This is a genomic window from Streptomyces sp. NPDC104581 (genome assembly GCF_055583685.1).
This window is the reverse complement of record NZ_JBVJNN010000022.1, coordinates 49,779-67,527: the sequence shown is the minus strand read 5'-3', so window position 1 is coordinate 67,527 and position 17,749 is coordinate 49,779. Positions and strand designations below refer to the sequence as shown.

The window sequence follows — 17,749 nt, the reverse complement described above, 5'->3', positions numbered from 1 at the left end:
TCGCAATCCGGAGTTGCAGACCTGAGATCCGGACACTCGACAAATCATCCTACTTCGGGCATCTCACCCCTACCAGTCAAGTCACGCCAGGTGAGACGCAGTTGGGCGGGCGAACCGGATGAACCTCCCGTACGCCGCAGAAGCCCTCCGTCCGCATGATGGACCATGCGGACGGAAGGGGCGCGACGGTTCGCGGCGCCCGCGGGCTAATCCCCGGTGAGCCCCTCGGAGGCCCCTGGGGCGGCGCCCCGGGAAACCTCCCCGGAGGCGCCCGTGGCAGCCGCGGGAGGCCCCCCGGAGGCCTTCCCGGAGGCTCCCGGTGCGGGAGCCCCGGTGGGGCCGGAGGGTGCGGCGGCGCCGGAGGCCACGGCATCGCCCACGAGCGCGATCGCCTCGCGCGCCGAGGCGAGCACCTTCGTGTCGTCCGGGATCTGGTCCGGCGCGTTCTCCGGGTGGTGACAGGCCGCCTCGTGCCCCGGCTCCAGCCGGATCAGCGGCGGCTCCACCGTCCGGCACACCTCCGTCGCCTTCCAGCAGCGGGTGTGGAACCGGCAGCCGCCGGGCGGCGAGAGCGGTGACGGCACGTCGCCCTTGAGCAGGATCCGCTCGCTCCTGACCCCGCGCCGTCTCGGGTCCGGCACCGGCACCGCGGACAGCAGCGCCTTCGTGTACGGGTGCATCGGCCGCTCGTACAGCGACTTGCGGTCCGACAGCTCGACGATCTTGCCGAGGTACATCACGGCGATCCGGTCCGAGACATGGCGGATGACCGAGAGGTCGTGCGCGATGATCACGTACGTGAGCCCCAGCTCGTCCTGGAGGTCGTCCAGCAGGTTCACCACCTGCGCCTGGATCGACACGTCCAGCGCCGAGACCGGCTCGTCGGCGACGACCAGCTTCGGGCTGAGCGCCAGGGCCCGCGCGATGCCGATGCGCTGGCGCTGTCCGCCGGAGAACTCGTGCGGATAGCGGTTGTAGTGCTCGGGGCTCAGCCCGACCAGGCCCAGCAGCCGCTGGACCTCCTTCTTGACCCCGCCCTCGGGCTCCACGTGCTGGAGTCTGAACGGCGCGCCGACGATCGTGCCGATCGTGTGGCGCGGATTCAGCGACGAGTACGGGTCCTGGAAGATCATCTGCACGTCGCGGCGGAGCGGCCGGATCCTGCCCGCCGACATGTGCGTGATGTCGTGGCCCTGGAACTCGATGCGCCCGCCGGTCGGTTCGTCCAGCCGCGTGATCAGCCGGCCCATGGTCGACTTGCCGCAGCCCGACTCGCCGACGACGCCGAGCGTCTCACCGGCGTGCACGTCGAAGGAGAGCCCGTCGACCGCCTTGACGGCGCCCACCTGGCGCTGCAACAGCCCCTTCTTGACGGGGAAGTGTCTGACCAGCCCCTCGACCCTCAGCAGGGGCTCACGCGCCCCGTCCTTCACCGTTTCCACCGGCCTGTCCGCCACAGCGGGATCCTTTGCGTTGCTCACGGCGTCGGCGCTCACAGCTTCGGCGCAATCTCTTCGGTCCAGATCCTGTTCCGCTGCTCCCGCGTCATGTGGCAGGCGGAGTGGTGCCCGGAGCCGACCGGCTCCAGCTCGGGGCGCTCCGTGCGCGTGATGCCGCCCTTGGGCACATCCGCGTACGGGCAGCGCGGGTTGAAGGCGCAGCCCTCCGGCACGTTGATGAGCGACGGCGGCTGGCCCTTGACGGGGACGAGCCGTTCGGTCTGCTCGCGGTCGATCCGGGGCATCGAGCCGAGCAGCCCCCAGGTGTAGGGGTGCTGCGGCTCGTAGAACACCTTCTCGGCCGGTCCGCGTTCGACGCACCGGCCGCCGTACATGACCAGCAGGTCGTCCGCCATCTCGGCGACGACCCCGAGGTCATGGGTGATCATGATGACGGCGGAGCCGAACTCCTTCTGCAAGTCCCGGATGAGGTCGAGTATCTGCGCCTGGACGGTCACGTCCAGGGCGGTCGTCGGCTCGTCGGCGATGAGCAGTTCGGGGTTGTTGACCAGGGCCATCGCGATCATCGCGCGCTGGCGCATACCGCCGGAGAACTCGTGCGGATAGCTGTCGACGCGCTTGTGCGGCTCGGGGATGCCGACCCGGTCGAGCATCTCCACCGCACGTGCGCGGGCGGCCTTCCTGGTGACCTTGTGGTGGACGCGGTACGCCTCCACGATCTGCGCGCCGATGCGGTAGTACGGGTGCATCGCGGAGAGCGGGTCCTGGAAGATCATGGCCATCTTCCGGCCGCGCAGCCGCCGTACGCGGTCGGGGTCGGCCCCGACCAGCTCCTCGCCGTCCAGCAGGACCTCGCCGGATATCGCGGCGTTGGCGGAGCGGTGCAGGCCCATCACGCCGAGCGAGGTGACCGACTTGCCGGAGCCCGACTCGCCCACGATGCCCAGGGTCCGGCCGGCGTGGACGTCGAAGCTGACGCCGTCGACCGACTTCACCAGACCGTCGTCGGTGCTGAAGTGGATACGCAGGTCGCGTACGGAGAGGAAGGGTTCGCCGGGGCCGCCGGCCCCGGTGGCCCCGGCGAACCCGGCGGCCATCGGCTCGCCCGGCGCGGGGGCGGGACCGGGAACCCGTACGGCGGACTGCTCCTTGGAAACCTCGCTCACGAGTACCTCACCCTGGGGTCGATGGCGGCGTACACCAGGTCCACCAGCAGATTGCAGAAGACGATGAAGAAGGCGGCGAACAGGGTCACGCCCATCACGATCGGCAGGTCGGCCTCCTTCACCGACTGGATCGCGTACGCGCCCATGCCCTGGAAGGAGAAGACCTGTTCGGTGATGACGGCGCCGCCGAGCAGCAGACCGAAGTCCATACCGAAGATCGTGACGATGGGTGTCAGCGCGGACCGCAGTCCGTGCTTGCCGACGACGGTGCTCTCCCGCAGGCCCTTGGCCCGTGCCGTACGGATGTAGTCCTCCCCCATCACCTCCAGCATTCCGGCCCGGGTGAGCCGGGCGTACAGCGCGGAGTAGAGGAAGGCGAGGCTGCACCAGGGGATGATCAGGTTCCAGGCCCAGTCCGCCGGATTCTCCGTGAACGGGACGTAGTTGACGCCGTCCGACCACAGGGGCCACTGGACGGTGAAGAGGGCCAGACCGAGCATGCCGGTGAAGAAGATCGGCAGCGAGACACCGGTGAGGGCCAGCGTCATGGCGAGGCGGTCGAAGACCGAGCCGCGCTTGAGGGCCGAGAGGACACCGATGGCCACGCCGGAGAGCAGCCAGATCACGGCGGCACCGATGGCCAGGGAGAAGGTGACCGGGACCCGGTCCATCAGCTCGGGCCAGACCTCGACGTGCGTCTTGAAGGAGTAGCCGAAGCAGGGCGCGTTGCACAGGGACGGGTCGGGGCCGAAGTTGTACTCCGCGCCGACGAAGATGCCCTTGATGAAGTCGTAGTACTGCGTGTAGAGGGGCTGGTCGAGCCCCAGGTTCGCCTTGACGGCGGCGACCGATTCGGGGTTGGCGTCCTTACCGACGTACTGGACCGCCAGCTGGTCGATCGTCTGCCCACCGAGCCGTGGGACGAGGAAGAAGATCGCGAAGGTGACTGCGCTGACCACCAGCAACAGCATTACCGCGGCGATCACGCGTCGGATGATGTACGCAGTCACAGCCGATCGGCGCCGGGTCCGCCGGCCGGGGACGACCCGGCCGGCGGACCCGATGCCTTCACCTGCCTTTCAGGCATGTCGGGGGGTTGGAAAGGCGCTGCCGCTGAATCAGGTGGTGGAGCCGATCAGCAGGTAGTCGTACATGCCCAGGTACGCCTGGGTCACGGTGACGTTGGTCGCCGAGTCCGGGCGGTACAGCAGGTTCTTGCGGTAGATCAGCGGCACGGCCGAGGCGTTCTCCAGGACGAGCTTGTCGATCTCGCCCCACGCCTTGGTGCGGGCGGCGTCGTCGGTCTGCGCGATACCGTCCGACAGCGCCTTGTTGATCTTCGGGTCGTCCAGCTCCATCAGGTTGTTGCCGCCCGAGGGCTTGATGGCGGAGCCGTTGACGATCTGGTCGAGGAAGCCGAAGCCGGTCGGCCAGTCGGCGCCCCACGCCATCATCATCATGCCGAGGTCGTGTTCCTTGACGTAGCTGGGGACACCGGCGAAGTTGCTGAAGTACTTGCCCGCCGGGTACTGCTTGATCTCCGCCTCGATGCCGACCTTCTTCAGCGACGCCTGGATGGCGGTCGCCATCTGCACCTCGTCGGGGCGGTCGGAGCGGGCCGTCAGGTTGGTCTTGAAGCCGTCCGGCTGACCGCAGTCCGCGAGCGCGGCCTTGGCCTTGGCGACGTCGCCCTTGTCGCCCTCGGTCTGGTACAGGTCGAACTTCTGGTACCCGTTGACCGTCGGCGGGAGGAGCGTGCTCGCCACGTCGCCCTTGGTGGGGCCACCGAGCGCGCCCTGGACGGACGCCTTGTCGATCGCGTAGTGCACGGCCTTGCGGCAGTCCGCGTTGTCGAAGGGCTTCACCTTCGTCGACAGCGCCAGGTAAGAGGTGGCGCCGGCGTACGAGTTGTCCGTCTTGGCCAGCTCGGATTTCTTGGTGAGGACCTTGGGCTGGGTCTTCGTCTGGAGACCGGTGCCCGCGGCGTCCACGGTGAGGTTGTCACTCATCAGGTGCTGGTCGACCGTGGTCGGGTTGACCTTGAACTTGATGGTGATCTTGTCGGCGAGCGCCGGGCGGATCGGGTCGGTGGCCTTGTCCCAGTGCGGGTTGCGCACGAGGGTCGCGCCGCGGCCCTCGTTGTACGACTCGAACTTGTACGGGCCCGACGACGAGATCTGCTTGACGTACTCGGCGCCCTTGTCCTTCGCCTGCGGCACCGGGGCCGTCTGGGAGAAGGTCGCCAGGTAGTCGAAGTCGGCGAACGGCTTGTTGAGCTTGAAGACGATCGTCTGGTCGTCCGGGGTCTCGATGGACTTCAGGCCCTCGGCGGACTTGTCCTTGTAGGGACCCTTGTACTTCTCGCCGCCTTCGAGATACGCCTTGAAGTAGGTGGGGCCGTTCGACAGGGCCTCGGGCGCGAAGTTGCTGCGCTCGATCGCGTACTTGACGTCCTTGGACGTGACCGGGCTGCCGTCGTCGAACTTGACGCCCGTGCGGAGCTTGTACGTCCACGTCCTGGCGTCCGCGCTCGCCTCACCCAGCGACTCGGCGAGGTCGGGGACGACCTCCAGGCCCTCCTTGCCGGCGGCCGGCTTGAAGGAGGTGAGCGAACGGCCGTACAGGCGGGAGAAGTTCTGCACCCAGCCGTAGTAGGTGTTGCCCGGGTCGAGGGAGTCCGGCACGTCCGAGTGCTCGTAGGTGACGGTGCCCCCCTTCTTGTCGGACTTGTTGACGACCGAGGTCAGCCCGGCGTCCTTGCCGGCACCACCCTTGCTGTCGTTGTCCTTGCTGTCCGAGCCGCCGCACGCCGACGCGCTCAGCGCCAGCACGATGGCTGTCGCCAGGACAGCTGTCGCCTTCTTGGTCTTCATCCTGAGGAAAGCCCCTCTATCAATGGAGTACGGCACGGAGCTGGAGGTTCGGCCGCTGTGGATGGTGCCGGTGGAACCGGGGGTCACTTGCCGCGGGGATCGAGTGCGTCACGCAGCCCGTCGCCCAGCAGGTTGAACGCCAGCACGGTGATGAAGATCGCCATGCCCGGCACGAACATGTAGTGCAGATCGACCTCGTACAGGTCCACCGCGGTGGTGAGCATGCCGCCCCACGACGCCTGCGGCGGGGCGATGCCCACCCCGAGGAAGCTCAGACCGGCCTCGAAGAGGATGTTGGTCGGGATCAGGAGCGTCGCGTAGACGAGGATCGGCGCGACGAGGTTCGGCAGCAGTTCCCGGAAGAGGATGAACGGCCCTCCGGCGCCCAGGCTCCGGGACGCGTCGACGAACTCGCGCCGCCGCAGGCTCATGGTCTGCGCGCGCACGATCCGGCCCATGTAGGGCCAGTTGAAGAAGCCGATCACGAAGATCAGCACACCGATCCGCAGGGGCAGTCCGCTGAGCCCGAAGGCGCCGTCCTGGAGGGCGGCCGAGATCGAGATCGCGAAGAGCAGCAGCGGGAAGGCGAGGAAGGTGTCCATCAGCCGGCTGACGACCGCGTCGACCCAGCCTCCGTAGTAACCGGCGACGACGCCGAGGAGGGTGCCGATGGCGACGGAGAGCAGGGTCGCTCCGGCGGCGACCAGGAGCGAGACCCAGGAGCCCTCGATGATGCGGGCGAGGAGGTCACGGCCGAGACCGGGCTCCACACCGAGCGGATGGTCCCAGCTCGTGCCGCCCCAGGCGCCCTTGGGGGCGAGGAGCGAGGGATCCACCAGGTCCTGGTTGAGCGCGTTGGGATCGAGACCGAAGACGGCCTGGATCGGCTTGGCCAGTACCGCGAGGAGGATCAGGAGGATGACAACGATGCCGCCGGCCACGGCGGCCTTGTCGCGCTTGAAGCGCGTCCAGGCTATTCGCCCGAGCGAACGACCCTCGATCTGGCTCTGCTTGGCGCCCGTGAGCACTGCCTCCGGCTGCACCTCGGCGGCCGACTTGGTGGTCTCGATCGGTGCGGTCACAACGTCTTCGACCCCTCCTGGCCGACGCTCGCCGGCCCCGTACCCGCCGCTGCAACGGCCTGTCTCGCGTCAGTTGGCGCACGCGTCGGCGCTGATGGTCGCGGAAGATCCCGCCAAGGGGCTTCCCGTGGAGCGGTGCCGGGCTGCTCGCACGGAGGACGGACGGTCCCCGCTGCCGGGGAGTCTTCATTGCGGTAGTGATCACCCGCCATAGTCCAAAGGGAATGTTTGCCCAAACGTGATGGAGTCACACACCTACCGTTATCCGGACGTTGTGATCGCGTGAGCGGGGCGGACGACCGCTCCCCGGGCGCTTCGTTACGGCTCGCGGCGGTCCGGAGAGAAGCAGCGCCGCCGGGTGGACCGAACTGGTCGGTGCACCCCGGCGGCGGCTGAATCAGTAGGCGCGCGGCGCGGCGGGCGGGTAGCCGTAACCGGAGGCCGCCTGCGGCGCCCCGTGGGCCTCCCGGTCGTAGAAAGGCCGGGAGTTGGCCCGCAGCCACATCGTGACCGGGTCGTACTCGTCTGACATCGCGACGGTGGACACCGGAAGCCCCTCGGGGACCGCGCCGATGGACTGCTGCATCATCGCGCGTACGGCGTCGACGGACGCCGGGCTGGTGTCGTACAGATCCAGGCCGATGGTCAGGTACGGCGCGCCGAGCGCGGGGTGGACCCACGCGCGGCGCAACGACCGTACGGCGGGGGTGCGGTGGGCGTTCTGGGTGAGCAGCGCGTAGAACTGCGGGATCTCCACGGCCGGTTCGGACAGCCGCAGCGGACCGGCCGGCATGCGGTCGAGCCCCGTGGCGATCCGTCGCAGGTCGAGCCAGGGGATGCCGACGCCGCCGCCCGGCGCGTGCGGGTTGAGCCAGATCCCCCAGCGTTCGGGGTAGAGGGCGCGGGCGATGTCGCGGCCGGTGACGACCTCGTGCGCGCGGTTCCAGCCACTGACGGAGAGCTCCTGGGCGGAGGTGACGCAGGGCGCGTAGCCGAGGCCGTCGACCTCCATGTTCCCGTACTGCGCGTCGGGTGAGCCCGCGCGGCCGTGCCAGAGCAGCATCCACACCTGGCCGGCGGTGCTGTCGGCGAGTGCCTGGAGCAGCGCCTCGTAGGCGTCGTAGCGTCCTGGCGTCACCTGGCGCAGCATGTGCTCGACCTGCCCCGTCGCCGCGGTGCCTGACGCGCTCACTCTTGGTCCCGCCCCTCGTCGATCCACCATCCGGACCGGCCTCCCCCGCTCGGGGCCCGTGCCGGCCGGGCCATCAAACCAGCTTAGTCCGGCCGGTCATCGCCGGTTCCGGGGCCGAAGCGCCACGGCGTGTTACGCGGACGGCGCGGCCGTCCTTTGGTAGAAGGGCCGCACCCGCTCCAGCATCCAGGTGCCGACCGGGTCCTGGGTGACGTCCAGCAGCACCAGGTTGACCGGCCAGCCGGCCCGGACCCGGCCGAGCGCCCGGCCGAGCGCGTCCATGGGCGCGTTGCGTTCGGCGGCCTCCCAGGAGGAGAGCTGGACGCCGACGAAGAGGACGGGTGCCTCGCCCTCTATGCTCGCGAGGCCGCGGCGCGCGGTGAGGACGACGCCCGACGCCTCGAACTCCTCGGCCGCCGCCGTCAGGAAGTCGACGGGGTCCTCCTGCCAGTCGGGCTCGAAGAGCCGCACCCGGCCTCCGCCGGCGGGGCCGTCCAGCGGTGTACGGCCCGCCCGGCACAGCTCAGCGACGGCGGGCGGCGGAAGGGGCGCCCCGACCATGCCGCCGGGGTTCACGGCTATCCCGAGGCGAGGGGGCAGACCGCGGGCGAACTCACGGGCGGGGGCGACGGTGAAGGGCATATGGGCGCCGACGCACTGGAGGAACTGCTGCTCGGAGCTGAAGACGGGGACGTACGGCACGCCGTCGATCTCCATGGTGGGCAGATCGAGTGCGGGGCTGTCGGGTCCGCCGCCGTTGGGCAGCGGCACCCAGAGCTGACTGCGGCCGAGGACCTCGACCAGCCGTCCGCCCGCCGAGGCGTTCCCGAGCGAGGCGGCGAGCACCTCTTCCAGCTCGTTGCCCGGCCATGCTGTGTTCACTGACTCTCCCGTGTCCGCCCGTGCGCACTGGCGCGCCGCGGAAACCCTAACGCCGGTGGGTGGGGTGTCCTCAATCGCGGAGGGGGCGGGATCGAGGCCGCATCCGGCGATCGAAGACGAGCACCACTGCGACCGCCGATCCGGGCACCGCCCCGGATGCCGGGTCCGAGCACCGCTGCGACCGCCGGTCCGGACGCCGGTGGAGACGCAGGCCCGAGCGCCGGTCCAGACGCCACCGCGAACGCCACTCCGGACGCCGGTGCCAACTCCGGTCCAAGCGCCGCTTCGGACGCCGGTGCAGACGCCGGTCCGGACGCCGGTGCGAACGCCACTCCGAGCGGGGGTGCGAACGCCGGTCCAGGCGCCACTGCGAATGCCGGTCGGGATGCCGGTCCGAACTCCGGTGCGAAACGCCGGTCCGGGCGGCCGGTCGAGGCACAGGCCCGAACGCCGGTCCGGACACCACTCCGAGCGGCGGTGCGAACACCAGTCCAAACGCCGCCGCGACCGCCGGTCCGGACGCCACTCCGAGCGGCCGGTCGAGGCGCAGGCCCGAGTGCCGGTGCGGTCACCGGGCCGGGGCGGCCCCGCCGCTCAGGTGACGGGGAAGTCGATCCCCGTCAGCGCGCCCGCGGCGTCCCGGTCCAGGAGGACCGCCGATCCGCAGCCCGCCGGGAGCCGCCCCGCCTCCGCGTCCGCGACGAGGCGGGAGACCGCGCGCCGGTGGCGCGCGAAGGCGTATCCGGACACCCCGCGCCCGCGCTCGCGCTGGCCCGCGCGGGCGGTCTTCGGCGTCACGTCGAGCAGGACGAGATGGAGCCGTCTGCCACGTCTGCGCGCCTCGCGGGCCAGCCAGCGCCGTACCCACGCCTGGGTGCCGCAGTCGTGCACGACGACGCTCCCGCCGGAGCGCAGCGCACGCCGCAGCCCGGCGTAGTGCGCGAGACGCACGAGCGGCCGGTAGACGGCGTACGGCAGCCTCCCCGGCAGCCGCCGCGCCCAGCGGTCGCGGGTGTCCTGCGAGTCGATCCCCCGGCCGGCGGCCGTCCGGGCGATCAGTGTGGATTTCCCGCTGCCCGGCAGACCCGAGACGACGACCACGTCACCGTCGCCGAACACCAGGCGCCGGGGCACCCGGCATCCCCGCTGCCGCAGGTCGCGGACGACCGGCGGGACGGCCGCCAGGGCCTTGCGGGGGACCGCTTCCGGCTGGGCGGGCACCCCCGCGGTCGCCGCGTAGGCACTTGCACGGGACCGCTGCAACGTCATCGCCCTCCCCCTGTCGGGTCCATCGTCATCGCCGATGACCCTTGCCCTTGAAGTGTAAAGAACTGGTAATGCGGCACAAGCGTTTTGCTGATCACGGCCCTGCCGGTCCCGGCCCGCCCGCCGGAGAGGTGCCACCGGCGGTGGCTCGACCGATCTCCCCGGCGCCCTCCCTCCCTACGGAGGCCGACGCGTGCGATGATGTCCGCGCCAACTCCATACCGGCCGTTCGAATCCGCGCGGGAGAGTCCTGGTCACCGTGGGTGCCGGGCGCCGAAGGAGCAAGTTCCTCCCTTGAATCTCTCAGGCCCAGTACCGCGCGGACGAGGCAGATCTGAAAAGCGAGCCGCCGTCAGGTGGTTCCACCCAAGGTGCAAGTCGTGACTCCGTATGCGTCTGTGTACGTGCGGTCGTGACGAACCTCTCAGGTTCCGATGACAGATGGGGAGGATTGTCCTCTCTGTCATGCCCTGGGAGCCACACCTATGAGCAATACGTCTCACACCCCCGCCCCCGAAGCGGCCGGTCCCGACGCCCCGCGCCTCACCGCGCTGGACGCCGTGCACCGCTCACTGGGCGCCACGATGACCGACTTCGCCGGCTGGGACATGCCGCTGCGCTACGCCAGCGAGCGTGAGGAGCACCTCGCCGTCCGTACGAAGGCCGGTCTCTTCGACCTCTCCCACATGGGCGAGATCACCGTCACCGGCTCGCAGGCGGCCGAGGCGCTGGACTACGCGCTGGTCGGCAACATCGGCTCGCTCGCCGTCGGCCGCGCCCGCTACACCATGATCTGCCAGGAGGACGGCGGAATCCTGGACGACCTGATCGTGTACCGCCTCGACAGCCACGGCGAGCCCGAGTTCATGGTCGTCGCGAACGCCTCCAACGCGCAGGTGGTGCTCGACGAGCTGACCGGCCGCGCCGCGGACTTCGACGTCGAGGTGCGGGACGACCGCGACGCGTACGCGCTGCTCGCCGTCCAGGGCCCCCTCTCCCCCGGCATCCTCGCCCAGCTCACGGACGCCGATCTGGCCGGGCTCAGGTACTACGCCGGGCTGCCCGGCACCGTCGCCGGGGTGCCCGCGCTGATCGCCCGTACCGGCTACACGGGTGAGGACGGCTTCGAGCTGTTCGTGGAGCCCGGGCACGCGGAAGGGCTGTGGCAGGCGCTGATGGCCGCGGGCGCGTCCGCCGGACTCGTACCGGCCGGTCTCTCCTGCCGCGACACCCTCCGTATGGAGGCCGGTATGCCGCTGTACGGGCAGGAGCTGACCACCGGCCTCACGCCCTTCGACGCGGGCCTCGGCCGGGTCGTGAAGTTCGAGAAGGAGGGCTACTTCGTGGGGCGTACGGCGCTGGAGGCCGCCGCGGAGCGCGCCGAGAGCGCGCCGCCGCGCAAGCTGACCGGGCTCGTCGCCGAGGGCCGCCGGGTGCCGCGCGCCGGGTACCCGGTCGTGGCCGGCGGCCAGGTGGTGGGGCATGTCACCTCCGGCGCGCCGTCGCCGACGCTCGGCCGGCCGATCGCGATGGCCTATGTGGACGCGTCGCACGCCGCGGCGGGCACGGCGGGCGTCGGGGTCGACATCCGGGGCTCGATCGAGCCGTACGAGGTCGTGGCGCTGCCCTTCTACAAGCGCCGGAAGTGACCCTCCGGTACCGCACCGCATCTCAGTCCGCAAGACACGTGTTCACCACCACTCCCCCGCGTACAGGAGAATTCACGACATGAGCAACCCCCAGCAGCTGCGTTACAGCAAGGAGCACGAGTGGCTGTCGGCCGCCGATGACGGCGTGTCGACGGTCGGCATCACGGAGTTCGCGGCGAACGCCCTCGGCGACGTCGTGTACGCCCAGCTCCCCGCGGTCGGTGACTCGGTGACCGCGGGCGAGACCTGCGGCGAGCTGGAGTCGACCAAGTCGGTCAGCGACCTGTACTCCCCCGTGACGGGTGAGGTCACCGAGACGAACCAGGACGTCGTGGACGACCCCTCGCTGGTGAACTCCGCACCCTTCGAGGGCGGCTGGCTGTTCAAGGTACGCGTCGCGGAGGAGCCGAAGGACCTGCTCTCCGCCGACGAGTACACGGAATTCTCCGGCAACTGAGACCCCAGGGACTGTGATGTCTTCGAAGTCGCTCCTCAACTCCTCCCTCCACGAGCTCGACCCCGACGTCGCCGCCGCCGTCGACGCCGAACTGGACCGCCAGCAGTCGACGCTCGAAATGATCGCGTCGGAGAACTTCGCTCCGGTCGCCGTCATGGAGGCGCAGGGCTCCGTCCTGACCAACAAGTACGCCGAGGGATACCCGGGCCGCCGCTACTACGGCGGCTGTGAGCACGTCGACGTGATCGAGACCATCGCGATCGACCGCGTCAAGGCCCTGTTCGGCGCCGAGCACGCCAACGTGCAGCCGCACTCCGGCGCGCAGGCCAACGCCGCGGCGATGTTCGCGCTGCTGAAGCCCGGCGACACGATCATGGGCCTGAACCTCGCCCACGGCGGTCACCTGACGCACGGCATGAAGATCAACTTCTCCGGCAAGCTCTACAACGTCGTCGCCTACCACGTCGACGACGAGAGCGGTCAGGTCGACATGGCCGAGGTCGAGCGCCTGGCCAAGGAGTCGCGCCCGAAGCTCATCGTGGCCGGCTGGTCCGCGTACCCGCGCCAGCTCGACTTCGCCGCGTTCCGCCGGGTCGCCGACGAGGTCGGCGCCTATCTGATGGTCGACATGGCGCACTTCGCCGGTCTGGTCGCCGCGGGGCTGCACCCCAACCCGGTGCCGCACGCGCACGTCGTCACGACGACCACGCACAAGACCCTCGGCGGTCCGCGCGGCGGCGTGATCCTCTCCACCCAGGAGCTGGCCAAGAAGATCAACTCCGCGGTCTTCCCGGGTCAGCAGGGCGGTCCGCTGGAGCATGTGATCGCGGCGAAGGCGGTGTCCTTCAAGGTCGCGGCGACCGAGGAGTTCAAGGAGCGCCAGCGGATCACGCTGGACGGCGCCCGGATCCTCGCCGAGCGTCTGGTCCAGGACGACGTCACCGAGGCCGGCGTGTCCGTCCTCTCCGGCGGCACGGACGTGCACCTGGTCCTGGTCGACCTGCGGAACTCGGAGCTGGACGGCCAGCAGGCCGAGGACCGGCTCCACGAGATCGGCATCACGGTCAACCGCAACGCCGTACCGAACGACCCGCGCCCGCCGATGGTCACCTCCGGCCTGCGGATCGGCACCCCGGCGCTCGCCACCCGCGGTTTCACGGCCGAGGACTTCACCGAGGTCGCGGACGTCATCGCGGCGGCGCTGAAGCCGGAGTTCGACCGAGACGCCCTGGCGGCGCGCGTGAAGGCGCTGGCGGCGAAGCACCCGCTGTACCCCGGTCTGTAACCGCACCGGTCCAGGGGGCACCGCGCGCACCCGACCGGTGCGCGCGGTGCCCCGCACCGTTCCCCCCCGTACGTACGTTCTCCGCACCACCCCGGCAGACAACGGCGTCTACCACCAGCAAGGAGTTCCACCGTGGCCGTCTCGGTCTTCGACCTCTTCTCGATCGGCATCGGCCCGTCCAGTTCCCATACCGTCGGTCCCATGCGGGCGGCGAGCCTCTTCGCCCGGCGGCTGAAGAACGAGGGCCTGCTGGTCCACACCGCCTCCGTACGGGCCGAGCTGTTCGGCTCGCTCGGCGCCACCGGGCACGGCCACGGCACACCCAAGGCGGTGCTGCTCGGACTGGCCGGCGAGTCCCCCCGTACGGTCGACATCGAGTCCGCCGACGCCCGCGTCGAGGCCATCCGCGGCGACGGCCGGATCAGTCTGCTCGGGATGCACGAGATCCCCTTCGACTTCGACGCGGACCTGATCCTGCACCGGCGCAAGGCGCTGCCGTACCACGCGAACGGCATGACGGTCCACGCGTACGACTCCGAGGGCGGCACCCTCCTGGAGAAGACCTACTACTCGGTCGGCGGCGGCTTCGTCGTGGACGAGGACGCGGTGGGCGAGGACCGCATCAAACTGGACGACACGGTGCTGACGTACCGCTTCCGCAGCGGCGACGAACTGCTGCGGCTGGCCCGTGACACCGGGCTCTCGATCTCCGCGCTGATGATGGAGAACGAGAAGGCGTGGCGCACGGAGGCCGAGATCCGCGAGGGGCTGCTGGAGATCTGGGGCGCCATGCGGGCGTGCGTGTCGCGCGGCATGACGCGCGAGGGCATCCTGCCCGGCGGCCTCAAGGTCCGCCGCCGCGCCGCGAACTCGGCCCGGCAGCTGCGCGCCGAGGGCGACCCGGCGGCGCGTGCGATGGAGTGGATCACCCTCTACGCGATGGCGGTCAACGAGGAGAACGCGGCGGGCGGACGGGTCGTCACCGCCCCCACCAACGGCGCGGCGGGCATCATCCCGGCGGTGCTGCACTACTACCTGAACTTCGCCGCGGCCGGCCACACGGGCGCCGAGAAGGACGACGACGTCGTCCGCTTCCTGCTCGCGGCAGGCGCGATCGGCATGCTCTTCAAGGAGAACGCCTCCATCTCGGGCGCCGAGGTCGGCTGCCAGGGCGAGGTCGGCTCGGCCTGCTCGATGGCGGCGGGCGCGCTGGCGGAGGTCCTGGGCGGCAGCCCCGAACAGGTCGAGAACGCCGCAGAGATCGGTATGGAACACAACCTGGGCCTGACCTGCGACCCGGTCGGCGGTCTCGTACAGATCCCGTGCATCGAACGCAACGGCATGGCGGCGGTCAAGGCGGTGACGGCGGCGAAGATGGCGCTGCGCGGCGACGGCAGCCACAAGGTGTCCCTGGACAAGGTCATCAAGACGATGAAGGAGACGGGCGCCGACATGTCGGTCAAGTACAAGGAGACCGCGCGGGGCGGTCTCGCGGTGAACATCATCGAGTGCTGAACGGGCAATCCTGGCCGCGACCGCCACCGAGCCGGGAAGCGCGGCGCCGGGCGGTACCGGAGAGAGGTCGAGACCCATGGACCACGGCGACCACAGCGACCACGCGGAACACCCGGCGGCCGGAACGGGCTCGGGCGGCGGCGCGTCGTGGGGCACGGCGGTCAGGGCGACGCTGCACTGTCTGACCGGGTGCGCCGTCGGCGAGATCCTCGGCATGGTCATCGGCACCGCTCTGCTGTGGGGCAACGTGCCCACGATGGTCCTGGCGATCTCGCTCGCCTTCGTCTTCGGCTACTCCTTCACCCTGTTCGCGGTCCGCGGGGCCGGCCTCGACCGGAGATCGGCGATCCGGACCGCGCTGGCCGCCGACACCGTCTCCATCGCCGTCATGGAACTCGTCGACAACGGCATCATCGCCCTCACCCCCGGAGCGATGGACGCGCATCTGTCCGACGGACTGTTCTGGTACGCGCTCCTCGGCGGCTTCGCCGTCGCGTTCCTGATCACGGCCCCGGTCAACAAGTGGATGATCGGGCGGGGCAAGGGCCATGCCGTGGTCCACGCACTGCGCTGACCGCTCACCGCTCACCGCCCTCCCGCGCGCCGGGCGGGGCGCCCGGGGCCTCAGCGCGGGAAGTGCCAGAGGAACACCAACCCGAGGCAGGCCAGAGCGACGAGGTAGGCGCACAGCAGCCTGCGTCTGAGCAGTTCGTAGCGCGCCGTGTACTCCGCCCTCAGCTCGCCCGCGCGCGCCACGACCACCTCCAGCGCCCGGCGGGACATCGCGATGTGGTCCTGGGTGTAGAGGCTGACGACTTCCTCGTGCTGCGCGCTGGTCAGCCAGGGCATGCGGTCGGCGAAGAGCACGGCGTGCGTACGGGCCTCCCGCACCCTGCTCTGCGCCAGCAGGTAGCCCTCCAGCTGCTGGATGCCGGAGGACGCCTCGCCGGGCGACGGCGCCGGCCCGCCGGTCACGACCCGCCCTTGTCGTCTCCCAGCGGGGCGGCGACGCCCTGTCCGGGCTCCACGATGTCCCGTCGGCCCGCGTTGTGCGCGTCGTCGAGGGCGGACACCTCCGGGTGGTGCAGGTCGAACGCCGGGGACTCGGAGCGGATGCGCGGCAGCGTGATGAAGTTGTGCCGCGGGGGCGGACAGGAAGTCGCCCACTCCAGCGAACGGCCGTAGCCCCAGGGATCGTCCTCCTCGACCGGCTTCCCGTATTTGGCGGTCTTCCAGACGTTGTAGAAGAACGGCAGGAGCGAGAGGCCCAGGAGAAACGAGCTGATGGTGGAGATGGTGTTCAGCGTGGTGAATCCGTCGGCCGCCAGATAGTCCGCGTAACGGCGCGGCATGCCCTCGGCGCCCAGCCAGTGCTGGACCAGGAACGTGCCGTGGAAACCGACGAAGAGCGTCCAGAACGTGATCTTTCCGAGCCGTTCGTCGAGGATCTTGCCCGTCATCTTCGGCCACCAGAAGTGGAATCCGGCGAACATCGCGAAGACGACCGTGCCGAAGACGACGTAATGGAAGTGGGCGACGACGAAATACGAGTCGGAGACATGGAAGTCCATCGGCGGCGACGCCAGGATGACGCCCGTCAGACCGCCGAAGAGGAAGGTGACCAGGAAGCCGATCGACCAGAGCATCGGTGTCTCGAAGGACAGCGAGCCCTTCCACATCGTGCCGATCCAGTTGAAGAACTTCACACCGGTCGGCACCGCGATCAGGAAGGTCATGAACGAGAAGAACGGCAGCAGCACACCGCCGGTCACGAACATGTGGTGCGCCCACACCGTGGCGGAGAGACCCGCGATGGCGATCGTCGCGCCCACCAGTCCGATGTAGCCGAAGATCGGCTTCCGGCTGAACACGGGAATGATCTCGGTGACGATGCCGAAGAACGGCAGGGCGATGATGTACACCTCCGGATGCCCGAAGAACCAGAACAGGTGCTGCCAGAGCAGCGCCCCTCCGTTGGCGGCGTCGAAGATGTGCGCGCCGAACTTCCGGTCGGCCTCCAGCGCGAGCAGCGCACCGGCGAGTACGGGGAAGGCGAGCAGGACCAGTACGGCGGTCAGCAGCACGTTCCAGCAGAAGATCGGCATCCGGAACATCGTCATGCCGGGCGCGCGCATACAGACGATCGTGGTGATGAAGTTGACCGAACCGAGAATGGTGCCGAAACCGGAGAAGGCCAGCCCCATGATCCACAGGTCGGCGCCGACGCCCGGTGAACGGACCGCGTCCGACAGCGGCGAATAGGCGAACCAGCCGAAGTCCGCGGCGCCCTGCGGGGTGATGAAACCGGCCACCACGATCGTCGAGCCGAACAGGTAGAGCCAGTAGGCGAACATGTTCAGCCGGGGAAAAGCGACATCCGGCGCGCCGAGCTGGAGCGGCATGATCCAGTTGGTGAATCCGGCGAACAGCGGCGTCGCGAACATCAGCAGCATGACCGTGCCGTGCATCGTGAACGCCTGGTTGAACTGCTCGTTCGACACGATCTGCAGTCCGGGACGCGCCAGCTCGGCGCGCATGACCAGCGCCATCACGCCGCCGATCACGAAGAACGCGAACGACGTGATCAGATACAGCGTGCCGATCGTCTTGTGGTCGGTGCTGGTCAGCCACTTGATGACGACGGTGCCGGGCTTCTTGCGGCGTACCGGCAGTTCGTTCTCGTACGCGTCGTCGTCACTCTCCCGCGGCGCGTCGACCTCGGATCCGGACTGTGCGGCCACACCAACTCCAGTTCAGTCACCGACCGCCAAAGCGAACCCGCCTGTGCCGTCAGGGCAAATCACGACAAACAAAGATGATTACGCCCGCAATGTATGGCATGCCGGGTACGCGGAGTGACATGGAAGGGGGTATGAGGGCCGGTTTCACACGTTCGTGGGGCGCGAGGGTGCGCGCCTGGAC

At 69.6% G+C, this 17,749-nt stretch carries 15 protein-coding genes and 1 riboswitch; of the genes, 5 read left to right on the top strand and 10 right to left on the bottom strand.

Annotated elements, in window-relative coordinates:
* Positions 1-206 precede the first annotated feature (206 nt).
* The 8 genes from ACZ61E_RS19540 to ACZ61E_RS19505 form a co-directional block, all read right to left on the bottom strand.
* Positions 207-1,457: an ABC transporter ATP-binding protein gene (locus ACZ61E_RS19540; protein ID WP_469700952.1), complete on the bottom strand. Its 1,251-nt coding sequence runs from the start codon at positions 1,455-1,457 to the stop codon at positions 207-209.
* 35 nt (positions 1,458-1,492) lie between these two features.
* On the bottom strand, positions 1,493-2,626 hold the full coding sequence (locus ACZ61E_RS19535) for an ABC transporter ATP-binding protein (RefSeq protein WP_469700951.1): 1,134 nt from the start codon (positions 2,624-2,626) through the stop codon (positions 1,493-1,495).
* Positions 2,623-3,636 carry an ABC transporter permease gene (locus ACZ61E_RS19530; protein ID WP_469700949.1) on the bottom strand — a complete coding sequence of 338 codons (1,014 nt, stop codon included), beginning with the start codon at positions 3,634-3,636 and terminating at the stop codon, positions 2,623-2,625. The genes ACZ61E_RS19535 and ACZ61E_RS19530 overlap by 4 nt, the downstream gene beginning before the upstream one ends.
* A gap of 108 nt (positions 3,637-3,744) precedes the next feature.
* Positions 3,745-5,499, bottom strand: a complete 1,755-nt coding sequence (locus ACZ61E_RS19525; RefSeq protein ID WP_469700948.1) for an ABC transporter substrate-binding protein — start codon at positions 5,497-5,499, stop codon at positions 3,745-3,747.
* An 83-nt stretch (positions 5,500-5,582) separates the two neighbouring features.
* The gene (locus ACZ61E_RS19520) at positions 5,583-6,581 is read right to left on the bottom strand and encodes an ABC transporter permease (protein ID WP_469700947.1); all 999 of its coding nucleotides are present in this window, start codon (positions 6,579-6,581) and stop codon (positions 5,583-5,585) included.
* A gap of 397 nt (positions 6,582-6,978) precedes the next feature.
* Complete coding sequence (locus tag ACZ61E_RS19515) at positions 6,979-7,773, bottom strand: enhanced serine sensitivity protein SseB C-terminal domain-containing protein (RefSeq protein WP_078074958.1); 795 nt, start codon at positions 7,771-7,773, stop codon at positions 6,979-6,981.
* 132 nt (positions 7,774-7,905) lie between these two features.
* Positions 7,906-8,655 carry an enhanced serine sensitivity protein SseB gene (locus ACZ61E_RS19510; RefSeq protein WP_469700945.1) on the bottom strand — a complete coding sequence of 250 codons (750 nt, stop codon included), beginning with the start codon at positions 8,653-8,655 and terminating at the stop codon, positions 7,906-7,908.
* 594 nt (positions 8,656-9,249) lie between these two features.
* Entirely contained in the window at positions 9,250-9,924 is a 675-nt protein-coding gene (locus ACZ61E_RS19505) for an AAA family ATPase (protein WP_469700943.1), read from the bottom strand.
* Between the two features lie 227 nt (positions 9,925-10,151).
* Positions 10,152-10,249, top strand: a riboswitch (glycine riboswitch).
* A 157-nt stretch (positions 10,250-10,406) separates the two neighbouring features.
* Here ACZ61E_RS19505 and gcvT point away from each other — a divergent pair.
* The 5 genes from gcvT (at position 10,407) to ACZ61E_RS19480 (ending at position 15,401) form a co-directional block, all read left to right on the top strand.
* A complete protein-coding gene (gcvT, locus tag ACZ61E_RS19500) occupies positions 10,407-11,570 on the top strand; it encodes a glycine cleavage system aminomethyltransferase GcvT (RefSeq protein WP_469700942.1) in 1,164 nt (387 codons plus the stop codon).
* 79 nt (positions 11,571-11,649) lie between these two features.
* A complete protein-coding gene (gene gcvH / locus ACZ61E_RS19495; protein ID WP_469700941.1) occupies positions 11,650-12,027 on the top strand; it encodes a glycine cleavage system protein GcvH in 378 nt (125 codons plus the stop codon).
* Positions 12,028-12,043: 16 nt separating this feature from the next.
* Entirely contained in the window at positions 12,044-13,312 is a 1,269-nt protein-coding gene (gene glyA / locus ACZ61E_RS19490) for a serine hydroxymethyltransferase (protein ID WP_469700939.1), read from the top strand.
* Positions 13,313-13,444: 132 nt separating this feature from the next.
* Positions 13,445-14,827: an L-serine ammonia-lyase gene (locus ACZ61E_RS19485; RefSeq protein ID WP_469700938.1), complete on the top strand. Its 1,383-nt coding sequence runs from the start codon at positions 13,445-13,447 to the stop codon at positions 14,825-14,827.
* 76 nt (positions 14,828-14,903) lie between these two features.
* Positions 14,904-15,401 (top strand): DUF4396 domain-containing protein, encoded by a 498-nt coding sequence (locus ACZ61E_RS19480; protein WP_469700936.1) that lies wholly within the window; start codon positions 14,904-14,906, stop codon positions 15,399-15,401.
* A gap of 50 nt (positions 15,402-15,451) precedes the next feature.
* Here the strand turns inward: ACZ61E_RS19480 and ACZ61E_RS19475 are convergent, their stop codons facing one another.
* Complete coding sequence (locus ACZ61E_RS19475; protein ID WP_469700935.1) at positions 15,452-15,802, bottom strand: hypothetical protein; 351 nt, start codon at positions 15,800-15,802, stop codon at positions 15,452-15,454.
* Positions 15,799-17,568 (bottom strand): aa3-type cytochrome oxidase subunit I, encoded by a 1,770-nt coding sequence (gene ctaD / locus ACZ61E_RS19470; RefSeq protein ID WP_469700933.1) that lies wholly within the window; start codon positions 17,566-17,568, stop codon positions 15,799-15,801. The genes ACZ61E_RS19475 and ctaD overlap by 4 nt, the downstream gene beginning before the upstream one ends.
* Positions 17,569-17,749: the final 181 nt, after the last annotated feature.